The following is a 16,030-nucleotide window of genomic DNA, read 5'->3' as shown; positions in this document are numbered from 1 at the left end:
TCGGCGGCGGCTCGGGTGCGGAACGGGGGAGGGCGGGTCAGGAGGCTGCGACGTTCAACGCCGACGGCGCCCTTCCCGCCAGCGGCAGATAGCCGTTGGCCACCACGGCTTCCGCCGCGGCCTGGTAGTCCTCGGCCCGGCCGGCGGGCAGGGTGCCCAGGCCGTCGACGTAGCGGTTGTACATGCAGAAGGCCGCCGCGATCAGCACCGTGTCGTGGATCTCCTCGTCGGTGGCGCCTTGGGCGCGCGCGGTGCCGACCAGCTCGGTGGTCACTTCGCGGCCGCTCTTGGCCACCGCTCCGGCGATCCGCAGCAGGGCGGCGAGCTTCGGCGTGATCGGGGCTTCGTCGGGGTCGGCGCGGACCCGCAGGACCAGGGGCATGCCCTCGTCCAGTTGCGCCGCGGCGAACGCCGAGTGGGAGTCGGTGCAGAATTCGCAGTCGTTCTTGCTGGAGACGTACGCGGCGATCAGTTCGCGCTCGCCGCGGCTGAGCGTGTTCTCCCCGCGCAGCAGGACTTCGACCAGATCGCTCATGGGAGCGGCGGTCTGGGGGCGGAACAGCATCGGGCCGCTGATCCCTGGGAAGAGCGTCTCGTCGACGCCGAGTTCGATGTGGGACACGGGGGTACCTCCAAGGAGCCTGCGCTGGCCTTGCTCGACTCCGGTGACCGTAGCGCGGTGGCGGAAAACCGACTTCTCCCAGGTTGCCGCGTCGTCGGCGGCTCAGTGAAACAGGCCTCTGATAGTTCGGGAACCGATGGATGTCGCAGGACACTGATGGGCGACCGGCGAGGAGTGGACTTCCCTTGCCGATCGCCGATCCAAGCCCTGCGCGGGCTTACTCGAACCGGAGCCGCACCCGCCTCCGGAACTCTTCATACGTCGCCAGGGAGGAGTCCAGCGGCAGCTTCTCCGCGACGTCCGCGGCGATCTGCGAGGCCTCGACGGCGCTGCATCCGCAGAACCGCTGGGCCGCCGCCTCGTTCTCCGGCGTGATCAGGTTCGACACGTCGCGGGCGCGCAATGCCCACACCGCGCCCTGGGCCAGCTCCGGACGGTACTGATGACCCTTGGTCCACAACAGGTCCAGCGCGTCGTCGTCGACCCCGCCGGCGTAGGACGCCGCCAGCCCCGCACCCGACATCAGGTCCGAGCGCCGTTCCGGGCCGAACCGCTCGACGGCCTCCATCAGACGCTCGACGTCGCCGCCGTAGACGAACCACATCGCGCGCCCCACGCCCTGGTCCACCACGCGCTGGGTGAGGGTGTGCGGCGCCGGCCAGTGGTAGCGCGGCGGCGCGTACTGGCCGTCGACCCACTTCGTGTGGTGGAAGAACGCCATGTGGAACCCGTAGCCGTCCAGGATCAGCCCGCGCAGCGACGGGTGGTCCGGCAGCTTGCTCTGCCGCGGCAGGGCGCGGCGCCACATCGCTCCGGGCAGCCGGGCGATCGCGAAGCCCAGACCGATGTAGGCCATGAAGATGTGCCGCGAGCCGGGTCCGTCGTCGTAGCCGGGACCGGCCAGGAAGCTCTCGGTGCGGCGCCGGCCCGGCAGCGGGGACATCACGTCGCGCATCGACAGGGCCATGACGGCTCCCTCGTACGCGAAACCGCGGTATTCCCGCTGCAGGGCCTCCAGGCGGTCCACGAGCCCGGTGTGCTCGCGCTGTTCGATGCCGAATTCGTACCCGATGATGAACTGCCGGGCACTGGCCTCCAGCTGGGTGCGGGCCGGAGCGTGCTTGGTGTCGTAGCCGAGTGTCTCGAAGCTGGTGCTCCCGAGGTCCGGGGCGGTCAGCAGCTTGCGGATCGAGCCGGCCATGGTGGCGGCCACACGAGTTCCCCTCTCCGATTCGGTGGGCGGTGCGGTCCGCCCGCCGCCGGGTCCGGGCGCCGCCGGCGGGGGCGGCGTCCGAGGTGTCCCCGCGCCGGCGGCGGGCGGTGGTCTGCGGTGCCCTCAGGCGTCCAGCGCGGCGAACTGCCCGGGCCGGCGGCCCTCGCCGGCCGGGCCGCGGTAGGCCTGGGCGACGTCCAGCCAGTGCGAGGCCTCCGGGCCGTAGGCGGTCAGGTCCAGGTCGTCGCGGTGCCGGCGGCGCAGGATGAGCAGGCAGAAGTCCCAGGCCGAGCCGGTGACGTACTCCGCGGAGTCCTCCGGGCCGAAGACCCACTTGGCGCCGGAGGGGGCGACCAGCTCCAGCCGGACCGGCTCGGTCGGCGGCTCCTCGCCGTGCGCGACGTAGCCGAAGGCCCGGGTCAGCAGGCCGAAGTAGGTCAGGTGGACGATCCGGTCGGTGCGTTCGCGCTTGACCTGCAGGGCGTCGGCGACGTCCTGGCCGTGGCCGAACAGCTCCATGATCCCGGCGGTGGCGAGCACGTTGGACGGCAGCGGGGTCTGCAGCCAGGGCACCATCTGGCCGTCCATCGCGGCCAGGCCCTTGACGCCCTTCTCGCGGTTGACGCGCCAGCGCTGCAGGATGCCCTCGCGGCTGTCGTCCATGTACTCGGCGAGCTTGGCGTCCACCGAGCCCTGGAAGTCCACGCGGGAGGGCGCCGCCTCGGTCTCGAACCCCTCGGGGTCGGTGGAGGACAGGTCCGCCAGGTGGGCGATGAAGGCCAGGTGCGCTATCTGGTTGCCGATCGTCCAGCCGGGCGAGGGGGTCGGGGTCGCCCACCCGGTGTCGTCCAGGCCGGCGACGAGCGTGTCCAGCGCGTCCCCCTCGGCGGCCAGGTCGGCGTACACATCGTTCTGTCCGGTCATTGCGGATCCTTTCCACACGGAAGTCGGCGCAGAGCTCAAGGACACCGGCGCGCCCCGTCCGCGGCTCCGGGCCGCGGAACGGAGGCGAACGGGGGGCCGTGCGCGGACGGGGCGCACCGGGAATCCGAGTCGAGTATCTGGCCCGGTCCGAGGCCGGTGCTTCTTCTGAAGTGCGGAGCCGCGCCGGTCGGCGCCCCCCGGGATCCCTTCGGGCAGAGCGGCAATCCTGAAGATGTCCGCGCCCGCTCCGGCGAACAAGATGGGATCCGTGGCCCTCACGCGGCCGCCGTGCGCAACCGACAGACCTGATGCCCTTGAAAGGCGGCACGATATGACGCAGACCACCCCGGAGACCGCGGCCGACACCGCTGCGGTGCACGCGCTGCTCGACCAGCTCGAGACCGCCTGGGCCGAGCACGACGCCAAGAAGTTCGCCGACCTGTTCGCGCCGACCGGCACGGTGGTGCTGCCCGGCGACATCCTGATGGACGGGCGGGCGCATATTCAGGGTTTCATGACGCAGGCGTATCAGGGTCCGTACAAGGGGACGACTGTCACCGGCCGGGCGCTGGTCACGCATTTCCACAGCTCGGAGTTCGCGGTCATGGTCACCGAGGGCGGCGTGATGGCGCCGGGGGAGACCGAGGTCGCTCCCGAGCGTGCGATTCGGGCGACGTGGGTGTGCGTGAAGATCGACGGCCAGTGGCTGCTGGCGGCCTACCAGAACAGCCCGCTGAACGTGCCGACGGCCTGACGAGGCCTCACGGCGCCGCGGCGATTCCCGACCCGCGGACGACCGATCCGGATCCGGTCGGCCCGCGAGGGGGCGGCGGTTGAGGGGCCGCCGCCCCCATCGGCATGCGTGCCCGCGCGGGCGGCACGAGGAGGGGACCTCCGGCGCGGGCGTTGGCCCGGACGCGATGACGCGTCCGGGCCTTCGCCGTGCCCGCGTTTTTCGCGCGCCGCGACGTCGCGCGCGGGCCGGCCGAACGTCCGGCTCCGGCGGATGAGAGGGCCTCCGATCCCGCGCGCACCGCGGTTGTTCTCGGACCCGACACAGGGTGTTTCCTCAACCGCGGTGAGTTTTGCGCGCGAACCGAGTCTTCATCTCGACGCGCTCGGCCGAGGAGTGCGGCGGCGGCTGCCTCCGCCGCGGGACGACGTGCTCCTCGGCCGAGCCGTATACCGTGCGACGCACCTGATCGGAGCCGCGTATCGACATCCCGTGCCGTTACCCAGAACCCTGATCTGCCCCAGGCAACCGGGCAAGTGCGGAGAACCGCCGCGCCCGGGAACCTGGGACAGTTGGCGGTATGTCAGGATCCGGAGTCATCACCCAGACCCCGACCGCGCCGGCCGCGGAGCCGGCGGTCCGGGCCGCTCACGACGGGACCGTGGTCGCGACCACGGTCCTCGGTGCTGTCCCGGTCCGGTTCGGTGAGGCGCCGGCGGCCTTTCCCGACGCCGATGCCGATGCCGACTCAGACCTCGACACTGACCCCGACTCAGAGCCGGCCGCGGGCCTGCCGAGCGGCTCCGCGCTGCTCCGCACCGGGCTGCCGGTGTGCCTGGCCGGCGCATTCCCGATGACGGCGCGGGCGCCCCGGCGTGCGGCTGCCCAGCCCTTGCGAGCTGCCCTGACGCTGTCGGCTACCCAGCCACAGCGTGCTACCCGGCGTGCTACCCGGTCTGTGTCGGCTGCCCAGCCTTTGCCAGCTACCCGGTCTGTGCCGACGGTTCAATCCCTGTCGGCAGCCCAGCCGCCGAAACCTGCTCCGACCCCGCCGGCTGCCCGGTAGGCCCGCGAAGCGCCGACCGCTCGGCGCCGCCGCCCTGGCCTGGCGCAGCCGCCGCGACACCGCCTCGACGCGGTGCCCGCCCCCGGCTCGTCCCCCGTGGCGCCCGACTGGCGCCGATCGCGGGATCGGGCGCCGTGGGATCACTCACCTTGCAGTTGAGCACGTTGCAAGAAACGTCCGCCTCCTCAGTAGCCGACGATGTAACTCGACAGTAATCATCAAACCTTCAGCATCGCCACTGGCACCGGCAGCGGACAGGCGACGGCGAACCCGCGCGTCGAGCGTCATCGCCCGCTGGGTCGGCACCGAGGAGGCGATCGCCACCACAGCCACAGACGATCGGCCCGTGCCGCCTCGGCATCCCTCTCGCCGCGGGGTCGGGCCTTCCTGACCCCTGATGGGGGCCGTAGTAGGGTCAACTCCATGGCGGCCCTGGACCGCAGCGGTCGTTACCGGCCCACTACAACCAGTACTCTGAGATAATACTGAGGGGCCTCACATGGCATACGATGCCGACGCCTTCACCCGAAGTGCCTCCTCGGCCTGGCAACCGGTTCCACACTATGTCGCTTACCGCAACACCCGCGAGCGCGTCACAGCCCTGATCCAGGCCCATCCGGACTCCGAGGGCCGGCCGGTGCCGGCCTGTCCGGGCTGGACCGTCGGGCGGCTGCTGACGCACATCGTGGAGAACTGCCGGTTCGCGGAGACGAACACCGCCACCCCCGAGTTGTCCGACCGGCCGCTGTGCCTGGACGCGCCCAGCACCGCCGAGCTGCTCAGCGAATGGGCTCGCAGTGCCGCCGTCGTCGAGCAGGCGGTGTCCAAGCTGCCGGGCCCGGCAGCCGGCTCCCTGCTGCTCATGGACGCCTTCACCCACGAGTACGACGCGCGCGTCGCGCTGGACACCCCGCTGCCCCATGACCACCCCGCCTTCCCCGGAGCCTTCGAGGTGGCGCTCACCGGGTTTGCCGGGGCGGTCCTGTGGCGCGGGCTGCCGACGCTGCGCATCGAGACCGAGGACTTCTCCCGGAACATCGGCAAGGGCCGGCCCGAGGCGGTCCTGCGCGGCAGCCGGGTCGACGTGTACCGCTCGCTGGTCGGGCGCCGTACGCCCTACCAGATCGCCGCCCTGGACTGGAGCGCCGACCCGCGGCCGTGGATGCCGGCGTTCGGCTGGGGACCGTTCACCCCTCCTGCCGAGCCGGTGGAACGCTGAGGACTGCACGCTGTAGACAGCACACTGAAGATAAAACGCTGAAGTCAGAATGCACGCGGACACCGAAAACACACCGAAACACGAGAACGCCGAAACACCAGAACAGCGAAAGACCAGAACGCCGCAACGCCGCAACGCCCCACCACCGAAACGCAGGAACACCGAAACGCCGCGGGCCCTGTGCGCGCATCCCTCAGAGGATCGCGCACAGGGCCCGTGGCGTCGCTGCCTCAGACCCCCGCGGCGCGCGCGAAGTCGCGCGTGGCCCGGCGTCCGGCGGCGGCGCCCGTCGGGGACGGGGCGCCGTAGGTGACCTGGACGCCGCGCGCCTGCAGCGCCGCGACGATCCCCGGCACCGCGCGCTCGGCGAGCGCGGCGATGGTGAACGCCGGGTTCACCGTCAGCCCGGCCGGCACCGCCGAGCCGTCGGTGACGAAGATCCCCGGGTGGCCGCGCAGCTCGTGCCGGTCGTCCAGGGCCGAGGTCTCCGGGTTGTCGCCGATCCGGCAGGAGGCCAGCGGGTGCACCGTGTAGGCGCCGATCACGTCGCTGGTCCAGGGCAGGACCTTGGCCAGGCCGTCCTTCTCCAGGATCTCGCGCACGTCGGCGTCGGACTTCTCCCAGCCGCGCCGGGTGTTGGCCGTCGGCTCGTAGGCGATCGTGCCGAAGCCGAACATCTGCTGGGAGAAGCGGTTGGCGTTGCCGGTGGGCGGCGGCGGGCCGAAGACCCCCTCGTTGTCGTCCTCGGACATGGTGAAGATGGTCAGCCAGGACTTCCAGTCCCGCAGCAGCTCCTTCTTGCCCTTGCCGAACCAGCTGGGCCCTTCGGCGCCGGGGACCTGCGCCAGCACGGTGCCCAGGCCCGGCGGGAAGTACAGCTGCTCCAGGGAGTAGCGCTCGAACTCCGGCAGCGAGCCGTCCAGCCGGTCCCAGGAGGCGACCGTCGGTCCGCGGCCGATCTGGTAGCCCTCGTAGGCCCGGCCGTCACCGCGGTCCAGGCCCAGCAGGTCGCGGGCCTTGTCCTCGTCGATCACCGCGGTGTTCAGCCGCTCGCCGTTGCCGGAGAAGTACCGGCCCACGGCGTGCGGCATCGTGCCGAGCGCGGGCTCGGAGCGCTGCAGGATCACCGGGGTGGCGCCGGCGCCGGCGGCCACGATGACGACCTTGGCGTCCACCGTCCCGCTGCCGGTCACCACCCGGTAGTCGACCTCGTCGACGGTGTTGTAGTGCACGCGGTAGCCGCCGTCGTCGAGCCGGGTGATCTGCTGCACCTCGTGCAGCGGCCGGATCTCGGCGCCGTGCTCCAGCGCCGCCGGCAGGTAGTTCAGCAGCAGCGAGCGCTTGGCGTCGAACCGGCAGCCGGACATCATCCAGTTGCAGTTGGTGCACAGGTCGGAGTCGACCGCCGCGGGCACCGGGTTGCACGTCCACCCCGCGTGGTTGCAGGCCGCAGCCCACAGCCCGCCGGCGTAGGTGGTGGTCTCCCAGCTCGCCGGGCTGATCGGCAGCGCCTCCTCCACCCGCTCGTACCAGGGCTCCAGCGAGTCGCGGGTGATCGAGGCCGGCCACAGCCGGTGCCCGACCGAGCCCTGCCGCTCGAAGACGAACCGCGGCGCGCGCGGCATGGCGGCGAAGTACACCACGCTGCCGCCGCCGACGCAGTTGCCGCCCAGCACGCTCATCCCCTGGCCGACCACGAACTCGAACACCCGGGTCGAGGCCGTGCCCAGCCGCAGGTCGTGGTCGAACTCCTCGGGGTTCAGCCACGGCCCGCGCTCCAGCACCATCACGCGCGCGCCGCCGGCGGCCAGGTGGTAGGCGGGGATGGACCCGCCGAACCCGCTGCCGATGATCAGCACATCGGTGGACTCCACGGTCCCGGCGGTCATTTCAGGCTCCCGTTCTCGAGCGTGTCGGGGTGCAGCTTGGACAGCGGCCGGCGGTAGGAGTAGTCGGGGAAGCGCCACACGCCGTCGGTGTCCGGGGTCTCGAAGCGCATCAGGGTCAGACCCGGGTGCCCCTCGGCGAGGGCTTCGGTGGTGGACAGGTGCGCGCCGGTGTCGAAGGCCATGTAGCAGAACAGCGCCAACCCGGTCCACAGCTCCTTCTCCGGGTGGCCGACGGCGGTCAGCTCGGTGAGCACCGCGGTGCGGCCGTCCCAGGACAGCGCCGTGAAAGGCGGCACTTCCTCGTCGGTGGGCAGACCCATGCGGTCGCGGTAGTTCTCGGCGTGGACGTTCAGCGCGGCGACCACGTCGTCCAGGGCCGGGGCCATGCCGCCCTCGGGCATTTCCAGGACGGCGAGCGCCCCGGCCTGGACCGAGCCCCCGCCGGGGGAGACCCCCGCGATCGCGCGGTCGCCGGGCCAGCGCTTCTCTCCTGGGATGACCGTGTCGGCGAATGCTTCGAGGGTCAGTGTCCGGACGTCCGGAGCTGGGTCGACAGAGGACTCTTCCACACGTTCCTCCCTGTGGTCTGGTCTGCGAGCAGCGATGGGACCGCGGCTGTCCGCGATCCGGTCTCATCATCGGAAAGGGCCGTCGGGCCGGGCATCCTCCGGATTGCCCGCTGTGCGCCGGACTCGGACTCATCCGGCAGCTGTCGGGCAGCTGTCGGGCGGCGACCGGGCAGCTGCCGGGCGGCGGCAACCGGCGTCCGGACGGGGTGTGGGCACGCCCGAGGGGCGGAAGGTACCTCCCGTGACGAATCCATCTCCCGGACCCGGTGAGTTTCGCGATCGACCGGAGTCCTTACCTCTAGACGACATCCCCGCCGGCGCGGTGCCGGCGGACGCAGGTGAGGACGGCAAGATGATCGACACGAACACCCGGCCCGCGGACACCCCGCCGGCCGCCGTCGAGCGGGCCGGCCCGGCCACGCCGCGTGACGACGACGAGTTCGTCCGGCTTGTCGAGCCCTACCGGCGCGAGCTGCTGGTGCACTGCTACCGCATGCTCGGCTCGGTGCACGACGCCGAGGACCTGGTCCAGGAGACGTATCTGCGCGCCTGGCGCGGCTACGACCGGTTCGAGGGGCGCTCCTCGCTGCGCATCTGGCTGTACCGGATCGCGACCAGCGCCTGCCTGACCGCCTTGGAGCACCGCAGCCGCAAGGTACTGCCGACGGGCCTGGGCGGTCCGGACGCCGAGGCCAACCGGCCCGGCCCGACGCCCGGCACCGGCGAGGTGGAGTGGCTCCAGCCGCTGCCCGACCTGCCGGGGAACGACCCGGCGGCGATCGTGGCGGTGCGGGATTCGGTGCGTCTGGCGTTCATCGCCGCGTTGCAGCACCTGTCGGCCAAGCAGCGCGCGGTGCTGATCCTGCGCGACGTGATGGACTGGCACGCCGCCGAGGTCGCGGACCTGCTGGACACCACGACGATCGCGGTGAACAGCGCGCTGCGCCGCGCCCGGGCCCAGCTGGAGAAGGCCGCGCCCAGCGACGACGAGCTGACCGAGCCGGACGACCCGCGCCGCCTGGCCATGCTCGAGCAGTACACGACCGCCTTCGAGAACGCCGACGTCCCCGGACTGGTGCGGCTGCTGCGCGACGAGGTCGTGCTGGAGATGCCGCCGAACCTGTTCTGGTTCGAAGGACGCGGGAACGTCACCCGCTTCCTGGACACCAGAGTCCTCGGCGGGCGCCCGTTCGCCATGCTCCGGATCTCCGCGAACGGCCAGCCGGCCGCCGCCGGTTACCTGGCCGGGACCGACGGACGCTGGCACGCCCACGCGATCCACGTGCTGACCATGACGGTCACCGGCATCTCGCACATCGTCTCGTTCAACGATCCGAGCCTGTTCGACGGCTTCGGACTGCCCGCCGTGCTGGACGGCGTGGCCGGTGCCGGCCCATGGCGGCCCTGAGCCCGTCGGACGGCCTGCTCGAGCAGGTGGCCGCCTACAGCGCCGAAGCGGTGTCGGCGGTCACCCTGGAAGACCTGTCCGCGCCCACGCCTTGCCGGCAATGGAATCTGCTGGCCCTGATGCTGCACCTGAACAGCTCGCTCGGGGCCCTCATCGACACCCTTCAGGACGGCCGCCCGGACCTGCTCGGCGCGCTGCGGCGCGTCGGCGGGAAGCGAACCGGGAAACGGACCGGGAAGGGGAACGGGACCGACGTGCCGGACCCCGGCAGGCTCGGCGTCGAGGACGACATCGGCATCCTGCTGGCGGCCGCCGTACAGTACCGGACCGAGAAGCTGGTGCGGGTCAACGACGCCCTGCGCGAGCGGGACGGACCGGACATCGTTCTGGTGGGCGGCCGTCCGCTGCCGTGCGACCTGGTCGCCGGCGCCGGCGCGGTGGAACTGGCGGTGCACAGCTGGGACATCGCCCGGGCGTGCGGCAGGATCCTGCCGATCCCGGACGCCCCGGCGGCCGAACTGCTCGACCTGTCGACCCTGATCGTCGACGGCGCCGGGCGGCCGGGACTGTTCGCCTCGGCGGTGGCCGCGCCGCCGGACGCCGGACCGGGCGACCGGCTGATCGCCTTGCTGGGCCGCACTCCGGTCTGACGCGGCCCGGCCCGGCCGGCGGCTCTGCTGGAGCCCCGGCCGGGCCGGGCGCCGGCGGCGGACCACCGCCGCCGGCGCGTTTCGCGCCTATCAATCAGTACTCTGATGTGTGGATCAGTATTCTGATGACCGCGGGCCGCTCAGGCGACCCGGTGCAGCTCGGCCAGCTCCCAGTTGTCGAGTTCGGGCAGGGCGCGCAGGATCGGCGGGTCCAAGAACCCCGAGGGCCGCAGTGCCATCTCCCCCACCTGCACCCTGACGTGCGCGCCCACCTGGTGGTGGCCGTGCTCGCCGAGCAGCGCCGGACGGCGCTGCCAGGGAAGGGACCCGTCCTGGCGCAGCCCGACGGCGGCGGCGCGCAGGTACCAGGTGCCCACCGGCACGTCCCGCAGGACGAACGGTCCGGGCGCCTGCAGGACCTCGCAGGCCACGGGGATCCCCTCGACGACCGGGCCCGGGAACAGCCCGACGTAGACCCGCAGCGGGTCGTCGGTCTCCGGGAACGACACGACCCCGGACAGCTCGCCGTGCGGGCCGGGACCGGGCACGGGCGCCATGTCCAAGATGGAGTGCGTGCCCGCCAGCGACATCGCCCGGTAGCGGCCCGGGGAGGCGCCGACGCTGCGGGTGAACCGGCTGGTGAAGGTGCCCAGGCTGTTGTAGCCCACGCCGTAGGCGACCTCGGTCACGCTCATGTCCGTCTCGAGCAGGAGGTTCTTGGCCTTGAACAAACGGATTGCGGACAAGAATCGCCCGGGGGAGGTCCCGGTCAGGGACCTGAAGACCCGGGAGAAATAGAATTTGCTGAGGATCGCCGAGTCGGCGATCTCATCCAGCGATAGCGGATCGGCGTAGCGGTTCCACATGGTGGCTATCGCTTGTTCGGCAGCGAAACGTGTGATGTCCATTACCACTCCAATGGTGCACTCGACACTCGTGACACGGTGGGTGGTCGACAATCCCCCGTCGACCCCTGGCTCGCCTCCACCGCCCGCGGTCGTGCGGACGCCGGGGTACAACGGCGGTACCGGGCTTTGTGGTGGGACTGGCCAGCAGCGTTTTGCGAAAGGCGAAACTCGCCTTTTTTCAATGATGAGGGCCGCCTGTGCGCGGGACGAATGCGCGGCAAACCAGGATCCACCGAGAAATGGTGACACCTGTTCGACAGGCGTCTTCCACGGTGGACGATGGAGGCGCAGAGTCGTGGATATGACGCCCTGCCTGGCAGCACATCCGCAACATCGGCCAGCATACCCGAAGCCATCGGATTGTCACGATGCGGAACCGGCCGGTTTTGCGGCTCTTGGCGGCGGTATGGGGGATACCACCTACCGAGCGGCCGACCCGACGCGGGTCCGCGATCTCAATGCTCTGATGGTAGGGCCAACAGGTCGGCGCCGTGCCTCCTGACCTGTACCTCGTCCCGGCGGCCGTTTCCACGAATTCGCCCGGCCGCGTGTCCACTCCTTTTTCAGTGCTCTGATACACCTCCGTCGGACGTCCGGTAGGCACGGCTATAGCCGTCACCTTCGTGTTTCGGCGCTGGGGAGTGGACTGACGCCGATATTGATGCCTCCGTGCCGATGTGTCAACAATGTCGGGGCCCTGATATGCCTCGGGCAACCAGGGAGATGTCCCTACCGCCCTGCTTCTCCGACGCTGGCGCCAGCGCCCGACTCCCTTTTCGCGACCGGAGGCTGCATCATGCCCACGTTTCTCGGCACCGCGCGCCGGATGGCTCTTGCCCCGTCCCTGGACGCGGTCACCATCGGCAAGCGCGGCTTCCCCGGCGCCGACTCGCCCTCGGCGAGCAAACTCGACCTGGTCCCGCAGACCGTGATCTGCGGCTTCGAGTGGGCCATCGAGGCGCGCAGCATGGCGCATGTGCAGCGCCGGCTCAGCGTGGTCGACCCCGAATTGCGGGGTTTCGCCTACGAGGGGGCGACCATGGCCTACACGGTGCGCGACGCCTTCGGCGGCCACCGCACGCGCGAGCTGCTGCTCGACACCGGCGCGCCGCACCTGTTCGTGGCCTACATCGGCATCGGCTTCGCCATGGCCCGGCTGCCCCGGCGGCTGTGGAGCAAGGTCGTCCCCGACCTCGGCGACACCAAGTACCACCCGACCATGAGCTGGCTGGCCGTCGACGGCTACGGGTTCGACCGCGCCTACTTCGACACCGCCAAGTGGATCGACCGCCAGTACGTCCCGGCACCGTATCCGTGGGCCGGCGCCCCGCACTACTTCCCGCGGGCTCTGGACCAGGGCATCGGCCGGGCGCTGTGGTTCATGCACGGCGCGCGCCCCGACGGCGTGGCCGGTGCGATCGCCCGCTTCGCCCCGGCCCGGCACGCGGACATGTGGAGCGGCGCGGGCCTGGCCGCGTCCTTCGCAGGGGGCTGCGACGCCGAGGGCTACGCCCGGCTCCGGGAGCTGTCCGGCCCGCACCAAGGGCACGTGGCACTCGGCGCCGTGCTGGCCGCCAAGGCGCGCGACTACGCCGACTACGTCCCGGAGTACACCGCGACCGCGGTCCAGGTGCTCGGCGGCCTGTCGGTCTCCGACGCCTCCGCGCTGGCCGACGAGGCCTCCTCGGCCGGCGAGGTGGCCGGGCCCGAGCCGTCCTACGAGTTGTGGCGCCTGGGCATCCGCGCACACTTCGACGCCGAGGCCCGGGCAACGTCCAAGTAGTCCGGCGTCGTGCCGCCTGGCGAGGATGCGAACAAGGCTCCTGCGACCCGCTGTGCGTGAGTCCTCATCCCGATTCTCTGCGAAGGAGCGTTCCTTGGCCGCCACTTGGGCGGCGCTGCGGCGCCGCATCCTGACCCCGAATCCGGCGCAGACGCAGCTGGACAAGCGGGGCTTCCACGAGAAGAACCCGCAGGCGCGCGAGCGTCTGGAGACGGTCGGCGCGATGTTCCTGCGCGGCTACGCTTTCGCGGCCGAGGCGCGCACCGCTGACGACGCGACGCACCGGCTGGAGACCGACGTACCCACGGACTACCGGGGTTTCGCCTATGAGGGCGCCGGTATGGGATTCGCGATCCGGGACACGCTCCGGCCGGCGCGCTCGGCGCTGCTGCCCTCCTTCCTCGAAGGCGGCGGGCGTCCGCACAAATACATGATCTACGTCGGCGTCGGCTGGGCGATGGCGCGGCTGCCGCGCCCGCTGTGGCGCAAGGCGACCGCCTCGACCTCGGATCCGTTGCTGCGCTGGCTGGTGCTGGACGGGTACGGCTTCCACCAGGCGTACTTCCACACCCGCAAGTACGTCGACGAGCACTATCAGAACCCGAACTTTCCCTGGCCGACCGACGGTCCGAGCGCGTATGCGAACCGGGTGATCGATCAGGGCATCGGCCGGGCCATGTGGTTCGTCTGCGGCACCGACCCCTACCTGCTGGCCGAGCGCATCGCCACCTTCCCCGAGGAGCGCCGCGCCGATCTGTTCAGCGGTTCGGGGCTGGCGGCGACCTACGCCGGCAGCGTGGACCGCGACGAACTTCTGGCCTACCGCGAGCTGGCCGGCGACTACCTTCCTCAGGTCGGGCAAGCCAGTGCCTTCGCCGCCGCGGCGCGCGTGCAGACCGGGCTGGTCTCGGCGCACACCGAGCTGGCCACCGAATTGCTGTGCGGCGCGACGCCGGAGCAGGCCGAGCGGGTGTGCATGGGCTCGATGCCCGCCGCCGGCACCACGGACTCAGAGCCCTTGTACGAGGTCTGGCGGCGGAACATATCCGCCGGCCTGGCCGCCCTTTCCCAGACGAACAGCTGAACGGTCCGGCGTCCGCCGGGCCTTGTCGCTAGGAGGTCCGCGTTGTCCGCGACGAGCATCCACCCGCCGGTCGTCCGGCGTCCGCCGGGGCCGTCCCGCGCCTCGGCCCTCGGGCTGCTGCCGAGGATGATGCGCAACCGGCTGGAGGTGATGGCGTGGGCGGTGGCCGAGTACGGCGAAGCGGTCCGCGTCCCCCTCGGTCCCAAGACCCTGTACCTGTTCAACCACCCCGACCACGCGCGCCACGTCCTGGCCGACAACGCGGCGAACTACACCAAGGGCATCGGCCTGACCCACGCCCGCCGGGTGATCGGCGACGGTCTGCTGACCAGCGAGGGCGAGCTGTGGCGCAAGCAGCGCCGGGTGATCCAGCCGGTGTTCCAGGCCAAGCGTCTGGCCCGCCAGGTGGACGCCATCGCGCTGGAGGCCGAGGCTCTGGTCGACCGGTTGCGCGAGCACTCCGGCCAGGGCCCGGTCGACATCCGCCAGGAGATGACCGCCCTGGCTCTGGGAGTACTCGGCCGCACGTTGATCGACGCCGACCTCGGCGCGTTCGAGGCGGTCGGTGAGGCCTTTGAGACGGTCCAGGACCAGGCGATGTTCGAGATGATGTCGCTCGGCGCGGTCCCGTTGTGGCTCCCGCTGCCGCGCACGCTGCGGTTCCGGAAAGCCAAGCGGTACCTGCAAGAGGTGACCGACTCCCTGGCCGCGGACCGCCGCAAGAACCCGAACGGGTTCGGCGACGACATCGTCTCCCGGCTCATCGAGTCCGTGGCCGACGAGCCCGATCAGCAGGTCGGGCGCGAGCGCATGCGCGACGAGCTGGTCACGCTGCTGCTCGCCGGGCACGAGACCACTGCCAGCACCCTGAGTTGGGCGCTGCACCTGCTGGACCAGAACCCCGAGGTCCGCGAGCGGGTGCACGAGGAGGCGGTGGAGGTCTTCTCGCGCGGCCCGCTGGACTCCGCGGCGCTGCACGGTTTCACCTACACCTCGATGGTCCTCGAAGAAGTCATGCGGATGTACCCGCCGGTGTGGCTGCTGACCCGGATCGCGCGCGAGGCCGACGAGATCGGCGGCTTCGCCGTCCCCGCCGGCGCGGACGTGATCATCAGTCCGTACCTGTTGCAGCGCAGCGAGAAGTGGTGGCCGGACCCGGACAAGTTCGACCCGGAGCGGTTCGCCTCGGACCGGCGGGCCGGCCGCGAGCGCTACTCCTATATACCGTTCGGCGCCGGCCCGCGGTTCTGCGTCGGCAACAACCTCGGGATGATGGAAGCCACGATCGTGCTCGCGGCTCTGTGCCGCGACCTGCGGCTGGCCTCGGTACCCGACCAGGTGGTCGAGGGCGAGCCGATGCTGACGCTGCGGGTGCGCGGCGGTCTGCCGATGACCGTGACAGCCCGCTGACATACGAATACCCGCCACCGGCGAACTCACCGGCCGCGCCCCGGTGAGTTCGCGGCGTCCACATGGTCTCCATATCTCGGCGGGCGACACTCCCGCCGCGCCCGGTGTGGCCGGCGCACCGGGCGCCTTCTTTCTTCCGCGCCGCCCCCGCCCTCGGCGGGGCGCCGGCGTGAGCCAGATCCGCCCAGCTGAAACGCCGCGCCATCGAAGATCGCGCCGCCGGACACCGCCTCGCCGAACACCGCCCCACCAAACACCGCCCCACCGAACACCGCCCCGCGCAAGACCGCCCCACCGAACACCGCTCCGCGCAAGAGCGCCCCACCGAAGACCGCTCCGCGCAAGACCGCCGCGCTGAAGACCGCTCCACCGAGGACCGCTTCACCGAGGACCGCTCCATCGAAGACTGCCCCACCGAAGACCGCGGCACTGAAGACCGCCCCACTGAAGACCGCTCCACCGAGGACCGCCCCACTGAAGACCGCTCCACCGAGGACCGCTTCACCGAATACCTCCACCGAATACCGACTCATCGAAGATTGAGGAGCCTGC

Annotated in this window: 14 protein-coding genes; 7 read left to right on the top strand and 7 right to left on the bottom strand. The window is 71.2% G+C overall.

Translation table 11 applies throughout. The features are described from left to right. Positions 1–37: 37 nt before the first annotated feature. The 3 genes from CACI_RS31625 to CACI_RS31615 all read right to left on the bottom strand — a co-directional run bounded on the left by CACI_RS31625 (position 38) and on the right by CACI_RS31615 (position 2,759). Complete coding sequence (locus CACI_RS31625; protein ID WP_015794966.1) at positions 38–622, bottom strand: carboxymuconolactone decarboxylase family protein; 585 nt, start codon at positions 620–622, stop codon at positions 38–40. A gap of 217 nt (positions 623–839) precedes the next feature. Continuing rightward, positions 840–1,835, bottom strand: a complete 996-nt coding sequence (locus CACI_RS31620) for a DUF1702 family protein (protein ID WP_015794965.1) — start codon at positions 1,833–1,835, stop codon at positions 840–842. 123 nt (positions 1,836–1,958) lie between these two features. Beyond that, positions 1,959–2,759 (bottom strand): TIGR03084 family metal-binding protein, encoded by an 801-nt coding sequence (locus CACI_RS31615; protein WP_015794964.1) that lies wholly within the window; start codon positions 2,757–2,759, stop codon positions 1,959–1,961. Between the two features lie 331 nt (positions 2,760–3,090). Between CACI_RS31615 and CACI_RS31610 the strand changes: the two genes are divergently transcribed. Next, on the top strand, positions 3,091–3,513 hold the full coding sequence (locus CACI_RS31610; protein WP_015794963.1) for an SgcJ/EcaC family oxidoreductase: 423 nt from the start codon (positions 3,091–3,093) through the stop codon (positions 3,511–3,513). Positions 3,514–5,057: 1,544 nt separating this feature from the next. Further along, positions 5,058–5,777 carry a maleylpyruvate isomerase N-terminal domain-containing protein gene (locus CACI_RS31605; protein ID WP_015794962.1) on the top strand — a complete coding sequence of 240 codons (720 nt, stop codon included), beginning with the start codon at positions 5,058–5,060 and terminating at the stop codon, positions 5,775–5,777. Between the two features lie 230 nt (positions 5,778–6,007). On the opposite strand, the gene CACI_RS31600 is transcribed toward CACI_RS31605, so the two are convergent. Together CACI_RS31600 and CACI_RS31595 are read right to left on the bottom strand one after the other, a co-directional pair. Beyond that, positions 6,008–7,666 carry a GMC family oxidoreductase N-terminal domain-containing protein gene (locus CACI_RS31600; protein ID WP_015794961.1) on the bottom strand — a complete coding sequence of 553 codons (1,659 nt, stop codon included), beginning with the start codon at positions 7,664–7,666 and terminating at the stop codon, positions 6,008–6,010. Beyond that, positions 7,663–8,235 carry a DUF5987 family protein gene (locus CACI_RS31595; protein WP_015794960.1) on the bottom strand — a complete coding sequence of 191 codons (573 nt, stop codon included), beginning with the start codon at positions 8,233–8,235 and terminating at the stop codon, positions 7,663–7,665. The genes CACI_RS31600 and CACI_RS31595 overlap by 4 nt, the downstream gene beginning before the upstream one ends. A gap of 352 nt (positions 8,236–8,587) precedes the next feature. Between CACI_RS31595 and CACI_RS31590 the strand changes: the two genes are divergently transcribed. Next, positions 8,588–9,643, top strand: a complete 1,056-nt coding sequence (locus CACI_RS31590; RefSeq protein WP_015794959.1) for a sigma-70 family RNA polymerase sigma factor — start codon at positions 8,588–8,590, stop codon at positions 9,641–9,643. Then, positions 9,631–10,293, top strand: coding sequence for a maleylpyruvate isomerase N-terminal domain-containing protein (locus CACI_RS46310; RefSeq protein WP_015794958.1), 663 nt, complete (start codon positions 9,631–9,633; stop codon positions 10,291–10,293). The genes CACI_RS31590 and CACI_RS46310 overlap by 13 nt, the downstream gene beginning before the upstream one ends. Positions 10,294–10,433: 140 nt before the next feature. Here CACI_RS46310 and CACI_RS31575 read toward each other — a convergent pair whose 3' ends face one another. Continuing rightward, on the bottom strand, positions 10,434–11,201 hold the full coding sequence (locus CACI_RS31575; protein WP_015794957.1) for a helix-turn-helix transcriptional regulator: 768 nt from the start codon (positions 11,199–11,201) through the stop codon (positions 10,434–10,436). 796 nt (positions 11,202–11,997) lie between these two features. On the opposite strand from CACI_RS31575, the gene CACI_RS31570 reads away from it, so the two are divergent. From CACI_RS31570 to CACI_RS31560, 3 genes are all read left to right on the top strand, one after another. Then, the gene (locus CACI_RS31570; RefSeq protein WP_015794956.1) at positions 11,998–12,984 is read left to right on the top strand and encodes a DUF1702 family protein; all 987 of its coding nucleotides are present in this window, start codon (positions 11,998–12,000) and stop codon (positions 12,982–12,984) included. 94 nt (positions 12,985–13,078) lie between these two features. Then, entirely contained in the window at positions 13,079–14,068 is a 990-nt protein-coding gene (locus tag CACI_RS31565; protein ID WP_015794955.1) for a DUF1702 family protein, read from the top strand. A gap of 42 nt (positions 14,069–14,110) precedes the next feature. Then, positions 14,111–15,478, top strand: coding sequence for a cytochrome P450 (locus CACI_RS31560; RefSeq protein WP_015794954.1), 1,368 nt, complete (start codon positions 14,111–14,113; stop codon positions 15,476–15,478). Between the two features lie 26 nt (positions 15,479–15,504). Here the strand turns inward: CACI_RS31560 and CACI_RS54425 are convergent, their stop codons facing one another. Then, on the bottom strand, positions 15,505–16,011 hold the full coding sequence (locus CACI_RS54425; protein WP_083795882.1) for a pentapeptide repeat-containing protein: 507 nt from the start codon (positions 16,009–16,011) through the stop codon (positions 15,505–15,507). Between the last annotated feature and the right edge of the window lie 19 nt (positions 16,012–16,030).

Source organism: Catenulispora acidiphila DSM 44928, from assembly GCF_000024025.1.
Lineage (GTDB): Bacteria > Actinomycetota > Actinomycetes > Streptomycetales > Catenulisporaceae > Catenulispora > Catenulispora acidiphila.
The sequence above is the reverse complement of the archived record's forward strand: the minus strand, read 5'-3'. Positions and strand labels throughout refer to the sequence as shown.